The sequence below is a fragment of the Halosaccharopolyspora lacisalsi genome (assembly GCF_014137975.1).
GTDB classification, from domain to species: domain Bacteria; phylum Actinomycetota; class Actinomycetes; order Mycobacteriales; family Pseudonocardiaceae; genus Halosaccharopolyspora; species Halosaccharopolyspora lacisalsi.
Genome location: NZ_JACGWZ010000002.1, coordinates 221,524 through 243,475, shown reverse-complemented (window position 1 = coordinate 243,475; position 21,952 = coordinate 221,524). Strand labels below are relative to the sequence as shown.

The 21,952-nt window shown below is 68.8% G+C and carries 19 protein-coding genes; 9 read left to right on the top strand and 10 right to left on the bottom strand.

Annotated features, from left to right (window positions below):
- Window positions 1-77: 77 nt before the first annotated feature.
- Window positions 78-1,874: a thiamine pyrophosphate-requiring protein gene (locus FHX42_RS08855; protein WP_182543764.1), complete on the bottom strand. Its 1,797-nt coding sequence runs from the start codon at window positions 1,872-1,874 to the stop codon at window positions 78-80.
- 132 nt (window positions 1,875-2,006) lie between these two features.
- On the bottom strand, window positions 2,007-2,759 hold the full coding sequence (locus FHX42_RS08850; RefSeq protein WP_182543763.1) for a DUF2267 domain-containing protein: 753 nt from the start codon (window positions 2,757-2,759) through the stop codon (window positions 2,007-2,009).
- Window positions 2,760-2,967: 208 nt separating this feature from the next.
- On the opposite strand from FHX42_RS08850, the gene FHX42_RS08845 reads away from it, so the two are divergent.
- From FHX42_RS08845 to ligD (FHX42_RS08825), 5 genes are all read left to right on the top strand, one after another.
- Window positions 2,968-3,399: a hypothetical protein gene (locus tag FHX42_RS08845; protein ID WP_182543762.1), complete on the top strand. Its 432-nt coding sequence runs from the start codon at window positions 2,968-2,970 to the stop codon at window positions 3,397-3,399.
- Window positions 3,400-3,629: 230 nt separating this feature from the next.
- Complete coding sequence (locus FHX42_RS08840; RefSeq protein ID WP_328795996.1) at window positions 3,630-4,658, top strand: C40 family peptidase; 1,029 nt, start codon at window positions 3,630-3,632, stop codon at window positions 4,656-4,658.
- 86 nt (window positions 4,659-4,744) lie between these two features.
- Entirely contained in the window at window positions 4,745-5,335 is a 591-nt protein-coding gene (locus tag FHX42_RS08835; RefSeq protein WP_182543760.1) for a DNA polymerase ligase N-terminal domain-containing protein, read from the top strand.
- Window positions 5,332-6,333: a non-homologous end-joining DNA ligase gene (gene ligD / locus FHX42_RS08830; protein ID WP_182543759.1), complete on the top strand. Its 1,002-nt coding sequence runs from the start codon at window positions 5,332-5,334 to the stop codon at window positions 6,331-6,333. Before FHX42_RS08835 ends, ligD (FHX42_RS08830) begins: the two co-directional genes overlap by 4 nt.
- On the top strand, window positions 6,330-7,241 hold the full coding sequence (gene ligD / locus FHX42_RS08825) for a non-homologous end-joining DNA ligase (protein ID WP_182543758.1): 912 nt from the start codon (window positions 6,330-6,332) through the stop codon (window positions 7,239-7,241). Before ligD (FHX42_RS08830) ends, ligD (FHX42_RS08825) begins: the two co-directional genes overlap by 4 nt.
- A gap of 24 nt (window positions 7,242-7,265) precedes the next feature.
- On the opposite strand, the gene FHX42_RS08820 is transcribed toward ligD (FHX42_RS08825), so the two are convergent.
- From FHX42_RS08820 to FHX42_RS08810, 3 genes are all read right to left on the bottom strand, one after another.
- On the bottom strand, window positions 7,266-7,550 hold the full coding sequence (locus FHX42_RS08820) for a hypothetical protein (RefSeq protein ID WP_182543757.1): 285 nt from the start codon (window positions 7,548-7,550) through the stop codon (window positions 7,266-7,268).
- A 90-nt stretch (window positions 7,551-7,640) separates the two neighbouring features.
- Complete coding sequence (lhgO, locus tag FHX42_RS08815; RefSeq protein WP_328795995.1) at window positions 7,641-8,855, bottom strand: L-2-hydroxyglutarate oxidase; 1,215 nt, start codon at window positions 8,853-8,855, stop codon at window positions 7,641-7,643.
- Between the two features lie 35 nt (window positions 8,856-8,890).
- The gene (locus FHX42_RS08810) at window positions 8,891-9,424 is read right to left on the bottom strand and encodes a DUF488 domain-containing protein (RefSeq protein ID WP_328795994.1); all 534 of its coding nucleotides are present in this window, start codon (window positions 9,422-9,424) and stop codon (window positions 8,891-8,893) included.
- 115 nt (window positions 9,425-9,539) lie between these two features.
- On the opposite strand from FHX42_RS08810, the gene FHX42_RS08805 reads away from it, so the two are divergent.
- Window positions 9,540-10,943 carry a selenium-binding protein SBP56-related protein gene (locus FHX42_RS08805; protein ID WP_182543755.1) on the top strand — a complete coding sequence of 468 codons (1,404 nt, stop codon included), beginning with the start codon at window positions 9,540-9,542 and terminating at the stop codon, window positions 10,941-10,943.
- 65 nt (window positions 10,944-11,008) lie between these two features.
- Here the strand turns inward: FHX42_RS08805 and FHX42_RS08800 are convergent, their stop codons facing one another.
- Complete coding sequence (locus tag FHX42_RS08800; protein WP_220480084.1) at window positions 11,009-11,884, bottom strand: Nal1-like putative serine protease; 876 nt, start codon at window positions 11,882-11,884, stop codon at window positions 11,009-11,011.
- 245 nt (window positions 11,885-12,129) lie between these two features.
- Between FHX42_RS08800 and FHX42_RS08795 the strand changes: the two genes are divergently transcribed.
- Complete coding sequence (locus FHX42_RS08795) at window positions 12,130-12,267, top strand: hypothetical protein (protein WP_182543753.1); 138 nt, start codon at window positions 12,130-12,132, stop codon at window positions 12,265-12,267.
- 7 nt (window positions 12,268-12,274) lie between these two features.
- On the opposite strand, the gene FHX42_RS08790 is transcribed toward FHX42_RS08795, so the two are convergent.
- The gene (locus FHX42_RS08790; RefSeq protein WP_182543752.1) at window positions 12,275-12,925 is read right to left on the bottom strand and encodes a UdgX family uracil-DNA binding protein; all 651 of its coding nucleotides are present in this window, start codon (window positions 12,923-12,925) and stop codon (window positions 12,275-12,277) included.
- A gap of 398 nt (window positions 12,926-13,323) precedes the next feature.
- Here FHX42_RS08790 and FHX42_RS08785 point away from each other — a divergent pair, with 398 nt between their 5' ends.
- Window positions 13,324-13,701, top strand: a complete 378-nt coding sequence (locus FHX42_RS08785; protein ID WP_220480083.1) for a dihydrodipicolinate synthase family protein — start codon at window positions 13,324-13,326, stop codon at window positions 13,699-13,701.
- A gap of 27 nt (window positions 13,702-13,728) precedes the next feature.
- Here the strand turns inward: FHX42_RS08785 and FHX42_RS08780 are convergent, their stop codons facing one another.
- A complete protein-coding gene (locus tag FHX42_RS08780; RefSeq protein ID WP_182544214.1) occupies window positions 13,729-14,700 on the bottom strand; it encodes an aldo/keto reductase in 972 nt (323 codons plus the stop codon).
- A 206-nt stretch (window positions 14,701-14,906) separates the two neighbouring features.
- On the opposite strand from FHX42_RS08780, the gene FHX42_RS08775 reads away from it, so the two are divergent.
- Window positions 14,907-16,487: a bifunctional aminoglycoside phosphotransferase/ATP-binding protein gene (locus FHX42_RS08775; protein WP_328795992.1), complete on the top strand. Its 1,581-nt coding sequence runs from the start codon at window positions 14,907-14,909 to the stop codon at window positions 16,485-16,487.
- Between the two features lie 46 nt (window positions 16,488-16,533).
- Here the strand turns inward: FHX42_RS08775 and FHX42_RS08770 are convergent, their stop codons facing one another.
- Complete coding sequence (locus tag FHX42_RS08770; protein WP_182543751.1) at window positions 16,534-18,480, bottom strand: acyl-CoA dehydrogenase family protein; 1,947 nt, start codon at window positions 18,478-18,480, stop codon at window positions 16,534-16,536.
- Window positions 18,481-18,619: 139 nt separating this feature from the next.
- Window positions 18,620-21,805: a bifunctional cytochrome P450/NADPH--P450 reductase gene (locus tag FHX42_RS08765; protein ID WP_182543750.1), complete on the bottom strand. Its 3,186-nt coding sequence runs from the start codon at window positions 21,803-21,805 to the stop codon at window positions 18,620-18,622.
- Window positions 21,806-21,952 lie beyond the last annotated feature (147 nt).

Below are 21,952 nucleotides of genomic sequence, written 5' to 3'. Positions count from 1 at the left end.
CTGCTGGCGTCTGCCTGAGTTCGTCACGGGCCGGTGGGGGCGTGGCCGGACCTCGACCACACCCCCACCGGAACCGTTCACTCGCGATCGGTCCTGCCCGGCAGGAACTCCTGCACCTTGGCCTTGGCACCTTCCTTGATCATCGGCCAGGTCTCCGGGTCGCCCTTGACCATCGCCTCGACGACGCTTTCCATCTGGTCCCAGTTCGCCTCCGGCGGGATCGGCGGGACGGCCGGGTCGGTGACGAACTCGACCAGGCACGGCCGGTCGGCCTGAATGGCCTGCTGCCAGGCGTTGTGGATGTGGTCGGGCTGGTCCACCTTGATACCGCGCAGGCCGAGACTCTCGGCGAAAGCGGCGTAACCGAACTCGGGCAACCGCTGCGACGGCAGGAACTGCGGGGCACCGCTCATCGCACGCAGTTCCCAGGTGACCTGGTTGAGGTCCCGGTTGTTGAGGACACCGATCACCACGCGCGGGTCCTGCCACTCCGACCAGTAGTGCGCGATGGTGATCAGTTCGTTGATCCCGTTCATCTGCATCGCGCCGTCACCGACGAGGGCGAACACGGGGCGCTCGGGATGGGCGAACTTCGCACCAGTGGCGTAGGGGGCGCCCGGCCCCATTGTCGCCAGGGTGCCCGACAAAGATCCGCGAATGTCACCGCGAATCTTGAGGTGCCGGGCGTACCAGTTCGCCGCCGAACCGGAATCCGAGGTCAGCATCGCGTTGTCCGGCAACATCGGAGAAAGCTCGTGGAACACCCGTTCGGGATTGATCGGATCGGCTTCCACCCCCGCACGGCGCTCCATCACGTCCCACCAATCGCGCACGGTCCTCTCGACCTGCTCGCGCCAGGACCGGTCCTGCTTGCGCTCCAACAACGGCAGCAGCTCCCGCAGCGTGGCCCGAGCGTCCCCCAGCAGGTTGACCTCGAAGGGGTAGCGCATCCCGATGAGCGTGGGGTCGATGTCGATTTGGACCGCTCTGGCCTGGTCGAACTCCGGCAGGAACTGACTGTAGGGGAAGCTGGCTCCCACCATCAGCAGGGTGTCGCAGTCCCGCATCAACTCCCAGGACGGACGAGTGCCCAGCAGTCCCGAGGATCCGGTGACGTACGGCGGATCGTCGGGCAGCACGTCCTTGCCCAGCAGCGCCTTGGCCACACCGGCGCCGAGCACGTCGGCGACCTCCATGACCTCGTCCCTGGCGTCGCGGGCTCCCTGACCGACCATGATCGCGACACGCTGCCCGGAGTTGAGGATCTCGGCGGCGTGCTTGACGTCCTCGTGCGCCGGAGTCACGGTCGATCCGGAGATACCCAGGCTGGAGGGCACCATCTTGAACGCGTGGGTGGGCGGGGAGTACTCCATGTCCTGAACGTCGCCGGGGATGATCAGCGCGGTGACGGTGCGCTTGGCCTGCGCGGTGCGCATGGCGCGGTCGAGCGCGTTCGGCAGCTGCTGGGGTGTCGAGACGAACTGGACGTACTCGCTGGCCACGTCCTTGTACAGCGAGTTCAGATCGATCTCCTGCTGGTAGGCGCCTCCCAACGAGGTACTGCCCTGCTGACCGACGATCGCCACCATCGGAACGTGGTCCAACTTCGCGTCGTAGAGTCCGTTGAGCAGGTGGACGGCCCCCGGCCCGCCGGTCGCCATGCACACGCCCGTGCGCCCGGAGAACTTCGCGTAGCCGACCGCCTCGAAGGCCGCCAGTTCCTCGTGTCGTGCCTGGATGAAGCGGGGGTCGTTACCCGCCCGCTGCCAGGCGGCCAGGATTCCGTTGATCCCGTCTCCGGCGTAGGAGAAGACCTTCTCAACTCCCCACTCGCGCAGCCGACGGAGAACGTAGTCCGACACCAGCTCACTCATACGAGCACCTCGATCACCAGCTCGGTTTCCCGCGGGCGGCGCACCCGCTTCCCACCCCCGCATACCCGCTCGTCAACATCCGAAACGAATCGCTCGTCGAGCCGGGGAGAGGCGGGTGACCGAGGTCCGCGCCTAGCCGCTCAGTGATCTCGTCAAGTCGGTGGGCAGCTGCCGGAGAGCATCGCCGAGTTCGGCGGGCGCCCACTCGTTGATCACGGACACGACGGCCTGCGTCTGCCGGAGAGCGGTCTGCTGGTCGGCGATTCCCAGTCGCTCGCTGATCTCTCGCAGCACCGCCTCCGTGTCGGCGTGGACGGCACCGCTCGTGGTCAGCGACGTCCGCGAGAGCGTGCTCGGCAAGCACGCCGCCAGTTCTTCGGCCTGCCCCGGGGTGATCTGTCCACTCAGCACCGACAGGACGGCGGCCGACACCTGCAGGGCCTGTTCGTCGCTGCTGAACTCGGCCCGGGCACGCACATCCCGCGCGAAGGTCTCGTCCGTACCGTCCAGTCCCACCGATCCCGGAACGAGCTGCTGGTAGTCCCGAGCGAGCGTGTCCATCACCCGTCGCAGTTGCTCCTGGGTGACCGCTTGGGTCACGACGCCGAACGCCGCATCCACATAGGAGCGAGCTCGGTCCGCGTCCTCGGCTCCTGTGAGGTCACCGACGCGAACGACCGTCTCGTCCAGGGAGCGGTCCCGCCCCGGCACGGTCGGAGCGACAGAACTCAGCGGCTCCGGCAGTTGAGAACGCAGATCGGCCATCTCCTCGGTCGCGGCGGCCTCGCCGAGCGCCTGGACCACCGCGGACAGGATGGTCTCCGCCCTTCCCGCGTCCACCGACAGTCGTCGCCGAACTTCCTCGATCATCTGCTCGTAGCGCACCGCGACACTCCTTCGGGACACCTCGGCTCCGGGCGAACCACCGCTGATCGGTCGAGTACCCGCGAAGCCGGGGGGACAAACCGCACGCGTGGCACAACTCGTTCGAACATGTAAGGCCCTGGCATGTACCGCGCGCGCGAAACTTGGCAAGATATGAGTCACGGACCATGACGCGCGGACCGGCCGTGGAAAACAGGAAGGACCCAGGGTGAACACCGAGACCGCTCAGGTCGACGACCTGCAACTCGTAGCACTGCCCAGTGCGGTGAACTGCACCGATATCTTCGTACGGTTCACTCTCACCGAGTGGGACCTGCGCCCGATGATCGAGGACGGCGTGAACGCGGCCACCGAGTTGGTGCGGACCGTCGTCGACGGCACCGACAGCGAGTCGCCGGGACTGGTCGCGGTGCGGCTGCGCCTGCACGGCGACCGTCTGGTGATCGAGGTGAACTCCGACCGGGTCAGGCAGCACGAACTACCGCTGCCGACGGGGTTGACCGCTTCGGACATACCGCTTCCCCAGCGCGATCCGAAGAAGTCCGCGGCCGCCGAGCAGGACGACGACTACACCGCGGAGATGGACCCCGAGGTCATGCAGCGAATCCTGGCCGGCCTCAGTCGTTCGTCCCCGCAATGAGCTCTCGAGCGAGGTGTCGAACGGCACCTCCGGTAGACGTGGGGACAGCAGCGAGCACGCGGAGCACTCGCCCGACACTTGACCGCGCACTCGTCCGGTGAAGCAGCACCCCGTTCGTGTCACCAAAGTATCCATTTCGTAATCTGCGCGAGATGTCGACCGATCCACGAGGATCGGCCGGCAACGCACCCCCGGATCGTCGCCCCGGAGCAGACGAAGGAGCTACGTTGGTGTCGTCCCGCCTGAAGCGCGTCCCCGTGGCGGCAGCGGCGGTAGCCGTCGCCGTCACCGTCACCCCCGGTTCGGCTCACGCGGACCCACGACTGCCCGACAACACCTCGGATGCGGTCAAGCAGCTGCGCACCCTTTCCCGCGAGGCGGAAAAACTCACCGAGAAGTACAAGAAGGCTCAGGACGACCACGCCGCGCGGACGGCCGACCTGAAACGTGCCACCGCGGAAACCGACCAGGCCGCCCACATCGCCCGACAAGCCCGCGCCGAGGAGAGCGAGCGCCGCGGCAAGGTCAACGAATTCACCCGTGCGGCCTACCAGGGTGCCCGTCTGAACGAGCTCTCCGCGCTGCTGGTCAGTGAGAATCCCAAGGCGTTCCTGGACCGGGCCTCCGTCCTCGACTCACTGGCCAAGGACAACAACGAGGCGATCCAAGCGTTGTCAGCGGCCACCGATCGGGCCGAGTCGGCTCAGCACAGGACGGAGCAAGCCCAGGCGCGCGCGGCGAAGGCCGTCGCCGACGTGACCCGCATCCAGCAAGGCCTGCAGCGCAAGAAGGCGTCCATGGACGCACGGATCACCGAGGTCAAGCAGCAGTACGAGAAGCTCAGCTCCGAGGAACGTGACTCCCTGTCCGGTGGCTCCACCAGCGCCGGCCCGCTGGCGGGGTCCGGGGTCGCCGTCCAAGCCGTCAACGCCGCTCTGAGCAAACAGGGCTCCCCGTACGTCTACGGAGCCAAGGGACCCGACCAGTTCGACTGCTCCGGACTGGTGCACTGGGCGTACGAGCAGGCCGGGGTCTCACTGCCCGGCTCCACGCAGACCCAGGTGGAAAAGGGCCAGAGCGTCTCCCGCAGCGAGCTCAAACCCGGTGACGTCATCTTCTACTACAGCTCCTCCAGTCACAACGGCATCTACATCGGTGGGGGCAAGGTCGTTCACGCTCCCACCCAGGGTCAGAACGTGAAGGTGGAGGACTACAAGGACATCGGCGACATCAACCGGATCCGGCGCTACGCGGGTTGACCCGGGCGCCGAGTCGAGAACCGTGAAGCGCTCGCCGCGCTCGCACGGGAGGTTTGTCCTGCCGCTGCGACGGGTACGACGGGCCCATGCAGGACAAGCTCGGCGAGTACCGCCGCAAGCGGAACTTCGGTACGACCTCCGAGCCGCGTGACGGTGGGGAGAAGCGCTCCCGAGAGGAACGGGATCCCCGGTTCGTCATCCAGAAGCACGACGCCAGCTCGCTGCACTACGACTTTCGACTCGAAGTCGACGGGGTGTTGAAGTCCTGGGCGGTGCCGAAGGGGCCCTCGATCGACCCGCAGGACAAGCGGTTGGCCGTGCCCACCGAGGACCATCCGCTGGAGTACGCCGACTTCGAGGGGGTCATCCCGGCCGAGGAGTACGGTGCCGGCACGGTCCTCGTCTGGGACACCGGCACCTACCGGCACCTGAGCACGCACCACGACGACGCTGCCGAGGCGCTGGAGCAGGGCCGGCTGTCCGTGTGGTTGGAGGGCCAAAAGCTGCGCGGGGGTTACGCGCTCACCCGCATGGGTCGGAACGGACAGTGGCTGCTGGTCAAGATGAAGGACGAGGGAGCCGATCGGCGTCGCAAGCCCCTCAAGCGACAACCCCGATCGGTGCTCAGCGGTGGCGACCTGGCCGACATCACCGAGACCGGCGGGCAGCTGCGATGAGTTCGGGGCTGGAGTCGCTGCCGAAGTCCGCGCACGACCGGCTGCGGTGGCAGCCGCAACCGCGGTGGGTCGACCCGACCCTGGCCACGCTCGTTCACGAGCCCTTCAGCGATCCCGACTGGCTGTTCGAGCCGAAACTCGACGGGCAGCGGTGCCTGGTGTTCAAGCAGGGGCAGGAGGTGTGGCTGCTCTCGCGCAACCGCAAACGGCTGGACGAGACCTACCCGGAGCTGCTGCGGGCCTTCGCCGAGCAGCCCTGCCGAAGCGGAGTGTTCGACAGCGAGATCGTCGCTTTCGAGAACGGCAGGTCGAGCTTCGCCCGGTTGCAGGGCAGGATGCAGCTCGGTTCCGCCGATCAGAACCGGATGCACGAGACACCGATTCACTGTTACGTCTTCGACCTGCTGCACATCGACGGGTACGACGTGACGGACCTGGCGCTGCGTGACCGCAAGAAGCTGCTGAAGCGGACGTTGCGCTCCCGCGATCCGATCCGGCTGGTGCAGCACCGCAACTCCGACGGAGTCGACTACCACCGCCAGGCCTGCCGAGCGGGTTGGGAAGGTGCCCTGGCCAAGGACGCGACCCGCGGCTACGCCCGGGGACGCAGTCGGACGTGGTTGAAGTTCAAGTGCGTGCACGAGCAGGAGTTCGTCATCGGGGGGTTCACCGATCCCGCCGGCAGCCGCACGGGCCTGGGAGCGCTGCTGGTCGGCTACTACGACGACGGACACCTGGTCTACGGCGGCAAGGTCGGCACGGGATTCACCGAGGAGACGCTGCACGACCTGCGCGACCGACTGGGCGCACGGGAACGGGCGCGATCACCGTTCTCCGAGGACCCGGGTGAACGGGGCGCGCGCTGGATCGCCCCCGAGTTCGTCGCCGAGATCGCCTTCACCGAGTGGACCGAGGACGGCAAGTTGCGCCATCCCCGGTACCTGGGCCTGCGCCGGGACAAGAACCCTGCCGACGTCGTAGCGGAGCGGCCGACATGAGCACCGAAACCCTGCGGGCGGGCAAGCGAACCGTCGAGGTCTCCAGGGCGGACAAGGTCTTCTTCCCCGATGACGGGATCACCAAGGGGGAGCTGGCCGAGTACTACCGGCAGGTGGCTCCCGCCCTGGTGCGCCACGCCCGGGCCCGCCCGGTGGCGGCCGAGAGGTTTCCCGACGGCATCACCGGCCAGCGGGTGTTTCAGAAGAACGTCGGCGAGCACTTCCCGGACTGGATACGCCGGGCCGAGGTGCCGAAGAAGGAGGGCGGCACGATCGTGCACGCCGTCTGCGACGACGCGGCCACTCTGGTCTACCTCGCCGACCAGGGCTGCGTGACCCCGCACTGCTGGCTCTCGCGGACCGACCAGCTGGACACGCCCGACCGGCTGATCTTCGATCTCGATCCGGCCACGCAGGACCTGGAGCAGCTGCGGCTCGCGGCTCGCGGCATGGGCACCCTGCTCGACGAGCTCGGACTCGTACCGTTTCTCATGTCCACGGGATCGCGGGGGTTCCACGTGGTGGCCCCGCTGCGGCGCGAACACACCTTCGACCACGTGCGGAACTTCGCACGCGACGCCGCGGCCCTGCTCGCCGAGCGGGAACCGAAGGCACTGACCGTCGAGCAGCGCAAGGAGGACCGCGGGCGGCGTATCTTCCTGGACTACCTGCGCAACGCCTACGCGCAGACGGCGGTGGCTCCCTACTCGGTTCGCGCCAAGCCCACGGCACCCGTGGCGACCCCGCTGGAGTGGGAGGAACTCGACACGACCGAACCGTGGCACCACACCATGACCACCGCTGTCGAGCGCATTCAGCGGTACGGTGACTCGTGGTCGAACTTCACCCGCCGCGCGCGGTCGCTGCGGCAGCCCCGACAGCGTCTCGACCGCCTCATCGGTCGGTGAGGCGGTCGAGGCACTGCGAGCCGGTCACGATGTCAGGCGTGCCCGCAATTCCGGGACGAACCCGGCGTCCCTGCTGCGTACGTCCTCCAGATCGATGTCGTGGGGCAGGCCCGCGGACGGCACTTCCTGGAGCATGTACTTGACGGCTTCGACGACCAGGGCGCTCTCGTCCGCATCGGCGATGACCAGATCGTCGAGCAGGTCCTGGGCGAAGACCACCCGGTGCTCGGTGGTCTGGTTTCCCTCGTGCACCTCGGCGGCGTACTCGTGGTGGCCGCCGAGCGGAAGAACCTTCACGGTCTCGCTCATCGCATCTCCTCGAGTCCGTGCGTACACCGTCATCCCCGGAAATACCCGGACCCGTACTGCTCGAAACCGAGCGGGGCGCGGCGCCGGTGTCTACCGGCCGTCACCGTCGCACTTCGCGGCGATCATCTCCGCGATCGGCATCGCCGAGGTGGCCGCCGGCGACGGGGCGTTGCAGACGTGCACCGTACGAGCGGTCTCACGGAAGAGGAAGTCGTGGACCAGCGTCCCGTCGCGCAGCACGGCCTGGGCCCTGATCCCCGCCTGTTCCGGCAACAGGTCCCGAAGCTCCAGTCCCGGCGCGTAGCGACGACACTCCCGGAGGTAACCCCGCTTCCACAGCGAGTTCCGCATCTCGACGGCACCCGTCCGGACATTGTCCCGCGCCACCTTCCAGAAACCGGGAAACGACAGGTAGTCGAGCACATCGGCGGCCCGCACCGCCCTTTTCCGGTACCCCTCGCGAGACAACCCCAGGACGGCGTTGGGGCCCACCGTGACGCTCCCGTCGATCATCGGGGTCAGGTGCACCCCCAGAAAGGGCAACGACGGGTCCGGGATCGGATAGATCAGATGGTCCACGATCCCGGCGCGGTCGGCGGGAAGCCGGTAGTACTCGCCGCGAAACGGCACGATGCGGAAATCGGTGTCGACACCGGCCATCCGTGCCAACCGGTCGGCCTGCAAGCCCCCGCACACGATCACCTTGCGGGCGTCGAAGCTTCGAACCCCCGACCGGACCGTGACCCGCTCGGCGGTCTCCCGAATACCGGTGACCTCGGCACCGAACTCGATGTGGCCCCCACCCGAGCGCACCACCCGGCTCATGGCCGCGCACACCCGACCGTAGTCGACGATGCCGGTCTCCTTGACCAGCAGCGCACCGCGTCCGCTGACCGCGGGCTCCATCTCGCGCAGCCGTGTCCGCGAGATCCGCTCCACGTCGATGTCGTTGTGTCGAGCCCGCTCGTGGAGTGCCTCCATCCGTGCGACTTCGCTCTCGTCGGTGGCCACCAGCAGCTTGCCCGGGGCCTCGAAGGGGATCCCGTGCTCGCGGCAGAAGTCCTTGGTGGCCCGCGCACCACGGCGGCACAGCTCCGCTTTCAGCGATCCGGGCCGGTAGTAGATGCCGGCATGGATGACACCGCTGTTGTGCACGGTCTGGTGGCGTCCGGCTTCGGTTTCCTTCTCCAGCAGGAGGACAGCGGCCCCCGGATGGCGTTCCAGCAGCGTCATGGCGGTGGCCATGCCGACGATGCCTCCACCGACCACGCAGTAGTCGTAGATCACCGGTCGTTCGTACCCCACGGGCGAAGTCCGTGTCGACAAGTCCCGGGTCCAGCTCACTCGTCGCCCGGCCGCTGCCGACCGGCGTCGTAGACCAGCAGTCCGTCATCGCGGACGCGGACACCCTCGACGGGGCGGTGCTCGATCACGCGTCCGTCGTGCATCAAGTGTCGCACGGCGATCCCGTGCACCAGCTGGACGTGATCGGCGATCAGGCGGCGATGACACCGCCACCAGAGGCTCTCGCTGCACATCACCGCGCAGCCGTACCGGCTCACCTCGGAGAGCAGCGCGGCGACGCCGTCCCGGAACCGCTCGGTACGCATGTGCGCCGCGTAAGCGCGGAACCCCTCGTTGCGCCACACCCAGTCCGGCGAATCGGGTGGGAGCGACCGGAATCCGCCGAGCCGCTCGTCCCAGCGGTATCCGAGTCCCCGCCGCGGGAGTTCGTTCTCGAGGACGCTCCGGGCGAACCGGGGGTTCCTGCGACTTCCCGGGGCGCTGCGGACGTCGATCACGGCCTCCATCTCGACCCGCCCCAGCAGTCCGACGAGGTCCTCCAGCGATGCGGTGCCGTGTCCCACTGTCACCAAGCGCACGATCACCTCCGACCACGGACCCCTCGATCCGGTTTTCCGGGACACCATCGGGGAAACCCCGACATGGATCCACCACGGCGAGCACTTGACGAGTTACTGTCAGTGCATGGACTCGACGTTCTACCGCACTCCCGGTGAAGCGATCACGGCACCGGCCGAGTCGCTGGCCTACATGGTGACCTTCGATCGTGCGGGGCAGCAGCCGGACGCTCTGACCGTGCTGGACACGGACCCCGAATCGGACGGTTACGGCACGGTGATCAGTACCGCCGAGATGCCGACCCTCGGCGACGAACTGCACCACTTCGGCTGGAACGCCTGCAGCAGCGCCCTCGCCCACGAAGGACACTGCACCGAAGGGCTGCAGCGACGGTACCTGCTGTTGCCGGGACTGCGCTCCTCCCGCATCCACGTCTTCGACACGCAGCCGGATCCCCGGACGCCCGGTCTGGTCAAGACCATCGACGCCGCGGAGCTGGCTGCCCGGGCCGGCTACTCCCGTCCGCACACCCTGCACTGTGGCCCTTCGGGAGTGCTGCTGTCCTGCTTGGGAACCGCCGACGGCGACGAAGGCCCCGGAGGAATAGCGCTGCTGGATCACGACACCTTCGAGGTGCGGCGCGCGTGGGAGAGCGACCGAGGACCGCAGTACCTGGCCTACGACGCGTGGTGGCACCTGGGTGCCGACACGGCGGTCACCAGCGAGTGGGGCACTCCCTCCATGGTCGAGAACGGCCTCGTCCCGGAGCGGCTGATGAACCGCGAGTACGGACACGCACTGCACTTCTGGACGCTGTCGACCGGACAGCACCGGCAGCGCGTCGAGCTCGGTGACGAGCACCAGATGGTGCTGGAGCTGCGTCCGGCCCACGACCCCGAGGCCACTTACGGCTTCGCCGGCGTGGTGACCAACGTCGAGGACCTGTCGGCCTCGGTGTGGCGTTGGTACCGCGGCGGGACCGGTGTCTGGAGGGCGGAGAAAGTGATCACGATCCCGGCCGAGGTGCCTTCGCGGGCCGACGCGTTGCCGCCCGCGCTGCGCCCCTTCGGGGCCGTGCCACCCCTGGTGACCGACATCAACCTGTCCGTGGACGACCGCTACCTGTACGTGTCGTGCTGGGGCACCGGCGAGCTCAAGCAGTACGACGTCGGCGATCCGGCCGCTCCCCGGGAGGTCGGCTCGGTCCGACTGGGCGGGATCGTCGAACGCGCCCCTCATCCGACGGATCCACGGACACCGCTCGCGGGCGGACCGCAGATGGTGGAGGTCAGCCGCGACGGACGCCGGATCTACGTCAGCAACTCGCTCTACGGTTCCTGGGACGACCAGTTCTACCCGGACGGAGTGGGAGCGTGGATGGCCAAACTGGACACCGATCCGGAATCGGGAGGCGGTCTGACCGTCGATCGGAGGTTCTTCCCACACGGAGACGACTTCGGCGGTCGCCGGGTCCACCAGATCAGGCTCCAGGGCGGCGACGCCTCCTCGGACTCCTACTGCTACCGGTGAGCTCGGCCACCGGAGGTGGTGGCCGAGCGATCGCCCCGTTCGTCTCCGAGCGGCTGACGAACCGCTTACGGTGATTCGATCCACGTGGCGCCGAGTTCGCTCAGCGCGGTGCTCAACAGGTTCCCGTAGGTCAGGCCGGTGCCGTCCGGCCCACCTCGGGTGCTGCCCGCGAACAACAATCCCACCGGACTCCGGTCACCGCGGGTCCAGATCACCGATCCGGAATCCCCGCCGGAACTGAACGACCCGGCGTCCCCGGAAATCTCGATCTGATCGTCGAAAGTCAGGGTTCCTTCCGGGTACGAGATTCGCAGGCCGTCCACCTCGAAAGCGGTGATGCTGCCCGTGGTGTGCCCGGTGGTGCGCCCCACCTTCTCGACGGTGTCCTCTGCGGGGGCTTCGGAAACCGGTTTTCCCAAAGCGCCGCCCGGATAAGCGGTGGCGTCGAAACTCACCTCCGCTGTGAGTCGCGCGGCGGCGGTGTCGACGAGGTTGGGGCGGTCGGTGACGAGCTCGACCGTGGCGCTCAGCGTGGCGACGCGGTCGCGCGGGTTCTGCCCGCCGTCGGCGGGACCGGGTTGCAGCACGGTGTCGCCGATCCTGCCCTGGTCGCTGTTGGCGAGTACGTGGTTGTTCGACAACAGGTGCGGCTCGCCCCCCAGCGTCACGAACGCGCCGAGGGTACCGGCTGTCACGTCCGAATGGGCCACCGAGCATCCCGGAACCAGCGGACGGCGGCGCTGCCGCAGGTCGCCGGTGTCCCGATGCGGCACGATCGGACCCACTTCACGGATGTCGACCTCCTCGCGCGCCTCCTCCCTGACCCGCGCCAGAACCTCGCCGACGGGGGCGGCTTCGGTGACGCGCACGGCCAGCGAGTACGTTCCCTCGGCCCGTTTGGCCAACCCCAGCCCCATCCAGGGCTCCAGTTCCGGACGCAACCCCAAATCGGGGAGCCGGCGGGCGAGATTGTATTTGAGTTCCCGACACGAATCGATATGCACGGTATACCTCCCGAAAGCGACCATCCGTTTCTGGATTGCCGGGCGGTGGCCATTGGACGAAACGTCTCCGCGACCTGCCGCCGAATTGATCGTATCCATTCGACCCGGGTCGAAACCAGAGGCACGCGCTGGGCCGACCGGGTCGAATATCGTTACTATCCGTCGGGGAACGGGCGCTCCGCATGGCGAACTCGGAGTATCACGTCATTCTCGCGTGCTACCTGCTCACCCGATTCGCCCAATCCGGCCCGCCGAGAAGCGACGACGCCACCGGGATTCCGGCCGTGTTCGACTGCGGGCGCGGTGGCACGCTCGGGTGAGGTGCCACTACTCGATCGCCTCGGCGACGGCCCCCAGGTCGTCCAGGAAAGCACGGTAGGCGGCGTCGCGGTCGTCCCCGGCCCGCAGCACGGCCGAGGGATGCACCGTGGTCAGCACGTACCGGGGCCGCGGGCCACCACCGATGTCGAGATCCGGAGGGAAGTCCAGCAGCGCGCCGCGATCGGCGGTGACCCGGAAGGACTTTCCGAGCAATGTCTGCGCCGCCGTCGCGCCGAGGCAGACCACGAGTTCGGGACGGACCGCCCGTAGTTCCGCGGCGAACCAGGGCCAGCAGGCCTTCGTCTCCGAGCTGCCGGGCTTGCCGTGCATCCGCCGATTTCCCCGGTAGGTGTACTTGAAGTGCTTGACGACATTGGTCAGATATGCGTCGTCGCGATCGATTCCGGCTTCCTCCAGCGCGCGGTCGAGGAGACCACCCGCCGGTCCGACGAACGGGCGGCCTTCGCGGTCCTCCCGATCACCCGGCTGCTCACCGACGAACACCGTTCGCGCCTCGGCCGGACCGTCGCCGAAGACGGTTTGGGTGGCGTCCCGGTGCAGCGCGCACCCCCGGCACGAGCCGGCGGCCTTCCGCAGTGCCGCGATACCACCCTGCGAGGGGAGGAACGGTTCCGCGCTCTGGTACTCCTCGGCCATACCCCAGCACTACCCCGGCACGTCCTCGATCAACCACTCGAAGAGCGCCGGGACGACTTCGCTCGGATATCCCGGAGCCGGAACAGGCGTCCGCGCGCCACTTTCGAATTCTCCCGGAATGCCCGATATCGTGCGATCACCCCTGTCCGCACCCAGAACATCGTCGCCGCGTCGGCCCCTCCGCGATCACAGCCGGCGAAGGAGGCGTCCAGCATGGACGTCCCCCGCGCTCGACGGTGCGATCCCCGGTCTGCACCCCTGACCCCGGGCCTCGACATCGGCGGCGGCTCACTCGAAAGGCTCGTCGACTTCCTGCTGGACGGCGGGGGGTGCACGGCCTGTTCGTCCTTGGTTCCACCAGCGAGGTGACGTTCCTGCCGGATGGACACCGCCGCCGGGTGCTCGAGTCGTTCCGGGTACTCACCGGCTCGGAGCTGATCGTCGACACCGCGTTGTCCACGGGAGTCCACGGCGTGGTCCCCGGTCTGGGCAGTGTGGATCCCCGCGGTTACGGGCGCCTGCACCGACACTGCTTCGAAGGGGAGTGGGACGCGGCGCGAGCCGAGCAGGAGAGGCTGCTGACCCTGCCCGGACTGAGCGGCGTGGGCGACTCGACCCGCACAGGACCGAGCTCCTCGACGGTCGGCGCCTGCAAAGCCGCCCCGCACCTGCGCGGGATCATCGACTGCCCGGTCACCGCTCCACCACGGCTTCCCCTCACCGACGACGAGGTCCGTCAGGTCGAACACCGCCTCACGACGAGGAGGCTGCTCTGATCGGTTGTCCGCCCCCTTCCACCGCGCTCACTGTTCGAGGCGGGCGGAGAACTCCGGCGCGTACCGGTCACCGGCTGCCGCACCGACCGGGAACAGTTCGCTGAGCTCGGTGACCACGGAGGCGTCGAGCGGGTGTCGCACGGCCTCGATGTTGGCCTCCACGTTGACCGGCCGCCTGCTTCCCGGGATCGGCACGATGTCCTCGCCCTGGGCCAGCAGCCACCCGAGTGCCAGTTGGGCCGGGGTGCGGCCGAGAGCATCGGCGCGCTGCCGCAGCCGATCGACGAGCGTCAGGTTCCGCTGCAGGTTCTGCTCGGCGAAGCGCGGGTAGCGCTGCTGACGCTGCTGGAGGTTCTCCACCTGCGCGGCGTCCCGGAAACCTCCCGTGAGCACTCCCCGCCCCAGCGGGGAGTAGGGCACCAGGCCGACACCGAGTTCACGCATCGTGGGCAGCAGGTGTTCCTCGGGCTCTCGGGTGAACAGCGAGTACTCCTGCTGCACAGCGGTGACGGGGTATGTGCGGTGAGCCCGGCGCAACGTGCCGGGGGCGACCTCGGACAGCCCGATGTGGCGCAGCTTGCCTGCTTCGACCAGCTCCCCGAGCGCGCCGACCGTCTCCTCGATCGGAGTGGTCGGGTCGACCCGGTGCAGGTAGTAGAGATCGACGTGGTCGGCGCCCAGCCGCTCGAGACTCGCGTCGATCGCCTTGCGCACGTACTCCGGTCGTCCGAGCCCGGTCTCCTGACCGGCTCCGAACTTCGTGGCCAGGAACGCCTCGTCCCGCCTGCCGGCGATCGCGTCGCCGATCAGTCGCTCGTTGTGGCCCTGACCGTAGACGTCGGCGGTGTCGACGAACGTCAGGCCGATGTCGAGCAGGTGGCGGAGCAGCCGCGCGGACTCCGCGTCGTCGGCCTCCCCGTAGACGCCGGACAGTCCCATCGCGCCGTAGCCGAGAGCGCTGACCTCCGGACCTTGCTCGCCGAGACGCCGGAGGGGCATCTGGGAATCGGGACTCACAGCGGACACGAGGTCTCCCTTCGATACCGGTCGGTCGTCCTTCCAGGATGCCTCATCGCTCACGGGACGCCTCATCGCTCGGACATCGGCCGAAATCCTCGACGTCGCCCACGCGGTCCGTGAGGAATAATCACCGAGCGTGCGGGTACCCGAGGACCGGCCGCACCCGCACGCTCCCGGAGGTCGTGGTGAGTGCACCGCCGCCGCAAGGACACCTCGCCAACGTCGATCCCCGTACCCTGCCGGACGACGGACTGGGGCAGAGTTCCCCGTCCGAGTCCGTCCCGAGCCAGCACAGGACCGTGTCCGGCAAGCCCGCGGGGAACGGCTACACCGGCACGGCGGAGACCCACGCCGGCGCGGTGTTCTTCGCCGGTGACCTCGCGTACAAGATGAAGAAACCGGTGGATCTCGGTTTCCTCGACTTCCGCGACCTTCGCACCCGCGCCTGGGCCTGTGCACGGGAGTGGGAGCTGAATCGCCGGTTCGCCCCCGACGTGTACCTCGACGTGGTCGAGGCACGCGGTCGTGACGGCGAGGTGTACGAGCACTTCGTCGTCATGCGCCGGATGCCCGCCGAGCGGTCCCTGGCCGGGTTGGTCGAGAACGGTCGCGCGGACGAGGACGCGGTGCGGGAGGTGGCCAGGATCCTCGCAGGGGTGCACTCCTGCCAGTCCCGATCGCCGGAGGTCTCCGCCGAGGGGAAGCCGGACGCGCTGCGTGACCGGTGGGGCGCCGCCCTCCGGACCGTGCGTTCGTTCGCCGGCACCCTCGTCGACTCCGAAGTCGTCGACGAGCTCGAGCACCGTGCGCTGACCTTCGTCTCCGGACGCGGTCCGCTGCTGGACAGCCGGGTGTCCGAGGGTCGAGTCGTGGACGGGCACGGTGATCTGCTCTCCGAGGACATCTTCTGCCTCGACGACGGCCCGCGCGTGCTCGACTGCATCGAGTTCGACGATCGCCTTCGGTGGCTCGACGGCGCCGACGACGCCGCGTGCCTGGCCATGGACCTGGAATACCGCGGCGATCCCACACTGGCCGAACGCTTCCTCGGCTGGTACGCCCAGTTCAGCGCCGACTCGGCTCCGAGCGGCCTGCTGCACCACTACATGGCCTACCGCGCCCTGGTTCGCACCAGGGTCGCGTGCCTGAAGCACTCCCCCGCCGACACCTCCACCGCCCTGGACGCGCGACAGCACCTCCAACTCGCCCTGGAGCACGCGCGACGCTCGCAGGCGCGTCTCGTCCTGGTCGGGGGACTCCCCGGGACGGGCAAGTCCACGCTGAGCGAGGGGCTGGCCGACGAACTCGGTGCCACCCTGCTCTCCAGCGACCGGGTTCGTCGGGAGGTCGCCGGGGTTACCTCCGCGGAGTCGACGGCCGAGCCCTACCGCTCCGGCCTGTACGCACCGGACAGCACCGATCGCACCTACGAGGAGTTGCTCCGCAGGGCGAGCACGCTGCTGGCTCACGGTGAGACGGTGGTGCTGGACGCGTCCTGGACCCGGCGAACGCACCGGCAGCTGGCCACCGACACCGCCGAACGCACCAGCAGCGAGCTGGTCCCGCTGCAGTGCACCGCTCCCGACGACGTCGCCACCGAGCGGCTCCGACAGCGGTCCGCCACGGTCTCCGACGCCGACGAGGACATCGCCGCGGCCATGGCCGTCGACGCGGATCCCTGGCCGCAGGCCCACGCCGTTTCCACGGCCGAGTCCGGGTCCGTCGACCGCGCGCTGCACATCCTGCGCTCACGGATGAGTCGGTGAGAGTTCGCGCCCGGACACGGACCCGGTTTTCGACGGGCCGGGCTCGTTACGGCACCTTCCGGTGCACGTCGGACTTCTCGGAGGCGCCCTGCGGGGTGTGCGCGATCAGTGGTCCGTCGATGGACGGATCGAGCACGCCCTCCTCCAACCACGTGTGGCGGGAGTCGAGGACCGCTCGCACCAACGTGCGGTCCTCGTCGTCGCTGTTGGCCCACAGGCGGCGGAAGAGCTCCTCGACGCGGAGCCGCGACTGGGCGCAGAAGGTCCCGGCCAGCGAGTACGCCGAACTCCCCTGCTCCGGATCCCTGCGGCGCAGCGTCTCGGCGCGCACGCAGCTCGCACTCATCGCGAACAGTTCCGCCCCGATGTCGACGATCCGGGCGAGGAAGCGTTGCTTGAGCTCCATCCTGCCCTGCCACCGCGACATGCCGTAGAAGACCTGGCGCGCCAGCCGCCGGCTCGCGCGTTCCACGTAGCGCAGGTGCCCGGCCAACGGCCCGAATTCCCGGTACGCGCCGGGGAGTTGGCCCCGACCCGACACCAGCGACGGCAGCCACCCCGCGTAGAACCGACCCGCCTTGGCCGCGGCCCTGGCCTTGCGGTCGAGACCCGCCTCGGGGTCGATGATGTCGCCCGCCACCGACAGGTGCGTGTCCACCGCCTCCCTGGCGATCATCAGGTGCATGATCTCGGTGGAGCCCTCGAAGATCCGGTTGATCCGCATGTCCCGCAACATCTGCTCGGCGGGGATGCCGCGTTCCCCCCGGGCCGCGAGCGACTCGGCCGACTCGAAACCGCGGCCACCGCGGATCTGCACCAGTTCGTCGGCGACCCGCCAGCCCATCTCCGAGCCGTACAGCTTCGCCAGGGCCGCCTCGATGCGGATGTCGTGACGTCGTTGGTCGGCCATCTCCCCGGACAGCTCCACGACCGACTCCAGCGCGAACGCCGTGGCCGTGACGAAGGCGACCTTGCCAGCGACCGCCTCGTGCTCGCCGATCGGGCGCCCCCACTGCACCCGTTCCCCCGACCACTCGCGTGCGATCTTCACGCACCACTTGGCCGCCCCCGCGCACATCGCCGGCAACGAGAGCCGTCCCGTGTTCAACGTGGTCAGCGCGATCTTGAGTCCGGCGCCCTCGGCACCGATCCGGTTGCGGCCGGGCACCCGGACCTGGTGGAACCGCGTGACGCCGTTCTCGATACCGCGCAACCCCATGAACGCGTTGCGGTTCTCCACGGTGATGCCCGGGGAGTCGGCCTCGACGACGAAGGCGCTGATCCCGCCCTGATGGTCCTCGGACGCGGGCACCCTGGCCATCACCACCAGGACGTCGGCGACCACACCGTTGGTGGTCCACAGCTTCACACCGTCGAGCAGGTAGTCACCGTCGCCGGTGGGGGTGGCGGAGGTGGCCACCCTGGCCGGGTCGCTGCCCACATCGGGTTCGGTGAGCAGGAAGGCGCTGATGTCGGTGCGTGCGCAGCGCGGAAGGTACTCCGTGCGCTGCTGCTCGGTGCCGAACAACTTGACCGGCTGGGGGACACCGATCGACTGGTGCGCCGAGAGCAGGGCACCCAGCGACGGGTGTGCCGTCCCGGCGATCATCAGCGCCCGGTTGTAGTACACCTGGGACAGGCCCATCCCGCCGTACTCGGTGCCGATCTTCATGCCGAAGGCGCCCAGCTCCTTGAGCCCGGTGACGGTGTGGTCGGCGATGACCCCGTCACGTTCGATGGCGACCGTGTCGACCTCGTTCTCGCAGAACGCGCGCAGCCGTTCCAGGAACTCCTCCCCACGCTCGTCCCCGTCCCGGTCCCCGGTCGGGTACGGGTGGATGAGGTCGAGGCGAAACCGCCCCAGGAACAGTTCCTTGCCGAAACTCGGCTTGTGCCACTGCGCCTCGCGGGCCTGCTCGGCCACGCGCCTGGCTTCGCGCTCGTCGACCGCGTGGGTCTGCTCCGCCGTGCGATCCGGTTCCACTGTGGTCATCGTCGACCTCCTGCGGTGCTGGAATCGCTCTCACGCTACTACCGGTTGGTAACCTCCGCAGTTCCACGCAGCCGGTTGCCGCGCGGGACCCGGCCGTGAGCCCCAGCTGCCCTTGATCAATCCAAACCGTGGGCCGTGCTCAGCCCGCGTAGACGTCCTCGACGTAGCGGTCGGCGGCGATGAGCTCCTCGAGCCAGCGGCGTGCCTTGTCGTGGTCGGTCCCGGTCCGGCTGCTGTAGAGCTCGACGAACGCCTCGCGCACGCCCGGTGCCATCCGCGCCCCGTCGCCGCAGACGTACACCCGCGCTCCGTTCTCCAGGAGCTGGTGGATCTCGGCGGCCTCGGCGAGGATGCGGTGTTGGACGAACTCGGCTCCGTCCTGCGGGGCCTTGTGGAAGGTCGGGCGCATCGACACCGCCCCCGCCTCGTCGGCGGCGGTGAGCTCCTCGCGATGCAGGTAGTCGACATCGGGGTGGTCGCAACCGAAGTAGCACAGGGCCGGCGCCAACGTGGCTCCCTGTTCCAGGGCGTGGTGTCGGTCGGCGATGAATCCCCGGAACGGTGCCAGCCCCGTCCCTGCCGAGATCATGATCACCGGTGTGTCCGGGTCCGGCGAGACGCGAAAGACCTCGCGGCAGGGACGCACCGCCGCTCGCACGGTGTCACCCGGTGCCAGTGAGCTCATGTGGTGCGAGCCGACACCCCGGAACTCCCCCGAGCCGGTGCGTGCCGGTGCGCTCAGCACCGAGACCATCAGATCGACCTCCCCCGGTCGGTAGTGCGCCGAGGAAGAGATCGAGTAGTCGCGGGGGCGCATCGTCGGGAGCAGTTCCAGCAGCACCGCCAGCGGCAGGTGCTCGCGCAGGGCGGGGTGCTGCTCGACGAGGTCGAGCACGCTCTCCCCGGCCGGTGCTTCGGCCAGTCGTCGGAGGGCCTGCTCCTCGGGAGGACAGGGGTTGTGATCGGCGAGCACCCGGATCTGCTGGGCGGTGGCGGGATCCTGCACCTCGACGAAGTGGGTGAACAGCTCCCGCACCCGCACCGGGCGGTCCAGCGGCAGCGGCCGCCGCACGCCCTCCTGGGCGCGGACGCGGATCACCGCTTCCGGGTCGAGGTGCAACAGCTCGACGGCACGGCGCACCTGGTCGGGCTGGTTGTCCGGCAGCACCGTGAAGTGGTCTCCGGTGCGATAGGAGTGCCCTCCGGGCAGCCGCACGCGCAGGAACCGCTTCGCACGCGCGAGCGGGTGTTCGGTGTCGACCAGCGACTCGCGGTCCACGACTTCCATCGGCACCACGCCGTGCTGAGCGTCCAGGGCCCCGGTCACCCCGGAGGAGAGCTCGTCGACGACGTAGCCCGACTGCTCGGAGGACGAGGATCGCGGTGCGTTCTCGCCGTGGCCGTAGCGCTGCAGGAGGGTTTCCCACAGCGCGTCGCCGAACGAGTCGGTGTCGCCGAGCGCGTCACCGGAGACGTCGACCTCGCCTCGCCGAAGCAGGCGCTGCCCGCCCGCTTCGGCGAGGCGAGCGTCGATCAGGGTCGGTACCCGCTGGTAGGTCGCCACCCAGTTGCGGTCCCCGACGCCGAGCACCGCGTAGGGCACGTCCCGTGCGACGGGCTGCTCGGCCCGTTCGAGCCAGGAGACGAAATCGGCGGCGTCCTCGGTGGGCTTGCCGTTGTAGGAGGAGGCCACGATCACCGTCGGTCCCTCGGAGGGCAGGTTGTCCGCGGCCTCGTTCAACGGCCCGACGCTCGTGGTGAAGCCGTACTCGGCGGCCTCGCTCGCCAACTGTTCGGCGGTGCTCCTGCTGGTCCCCAGGTCGGACCCGTGCAGCAGGGTCAGCGGCGTGCCCTCGGCGACCTTGCCCCCGGCCCGATCGCGCCGCGCTCGCGCGGGTTCGGCCCGCGGCTCCGAACTCCGGCGCTCCCGCGGCTCGCGGCGGACCAGTCCCAGGGTCAGTTCGGCCGGTTTGATGGTCAGCGTCTGCTTGATGCGCAGCTGGTAGCGGGCGTGATCGATCAGTCGGTAGCGGTGCAGGAGCATGCCCAGCACCATCGTGGCCTCGTGCAGGGCGAACTGACGACCGATGCACTCGCGTTCGCCGGTGCCGAACGGCTTGAAAGCATGGGGCGGACGCTGCTTCTCCTGCTCCGGCGAGAACCGCTCCGGATCGAAGTTGTCCACGTTGTCTCCCCAGACCGGATCGCGATGCAGCAGCGAAGCGGAGACCAGCAGGGGCTGTCCCTCGGCGACCGGGTAGCGTCCGCCGATCACCGTGTCCTCGATCGGCGCGCGCGTGAACCCCGGCGCGGTGGGCCACAGCCGCAGCGCCTCGTTGAGGACCTGGCGCACGTAGCGCAGCTTCCCGATGTCCTCGTAGCGGGGCTGCGGGTCGTCCTCCTCGCCCCACAGGGCGTCGACCTCGGCCTGCGCGCGGGCCAGCACGGCCGGATGCTTGGCCAGGTAGTGCAGGGCGAACGACAGCGCCCCCGAAGTCGTCTCGTGCCCGGCGATGAGGAACGTGATCACCTGGTAGCGGATGTTGACCTCGTCGGGTCCGCCGTCGGAGTTGAGCATCAGCCCGAGCAGGTCGTCGGTGCTGGTGTCCCCGGAAGCCCTGCGCTCGCGGATCACCTCGTCGACGACTTCGGACATCAGCTCGATGTCGCGTTCGTGCTGATCGTCCCGCTTGCGGTACAGGCGAGTCGTCCCCGGCAGGCGCCTGCCCCTGTTCTGCGCGTGCAGCAGCCCCCGCACCATCGCCTCGACGAACGGGTGCGGCTCGGTGCGTTCGAACGACTCGAAGTCGAAACCGAACCCGCACAGTCCGATCGTGTCCAGCGTCAGCCGGGTCATGTCGCCGGGCACGTCCACAGTGCTCTCCGGGGCGGCGACGTCCCAGCGAGCCAGCAGTTTGTTGGCCACGCTCAGCATCGCGGGGTGGTAGTCGCGCATCGAGCTCATCGCGAACGCGGGCAGCAGCAGATCGTGCGCCCTGGCCCAGTTCGGCTCGTGGTTGTCCGCGGTGAACAGTCCGTCACCGGCGAAGCGGCGGACCTCCCGCAGGGATCCCGCCACCTTCTTGGAGAACCGCTGCTCGTCGGCGAGTTCCGCGACGAGGTCGGCCCCGGAGACGACCGTGATCTCGGTACCGAGCACCTTCCTCGTGAAGATCGGTCCGAGCCCGCGCCCCTCGTCGACGATCCGTTGAAAGGGCCGGTTGCCGCGCAGCTCCGCCACGTCACCCAGCAGCGGAAGACGCCCCGGGGGATGCGGTAGCCCGGAGCCTCGGTTCCTGCCGGGGGTCTTCGTCCTGCGGGTCATGGAAAGGTCTCCTCACGCCTGTCGCCAACCTGTCCGCCTCGATGATGGCCATGCGAGGCACCCGGTACCGCCGAAGGAGCTACCAGAACTTGTAGCATCGATGTTCGTTTTCCGGTTGACATCACGGACGACAGGACCTGAGGGGAG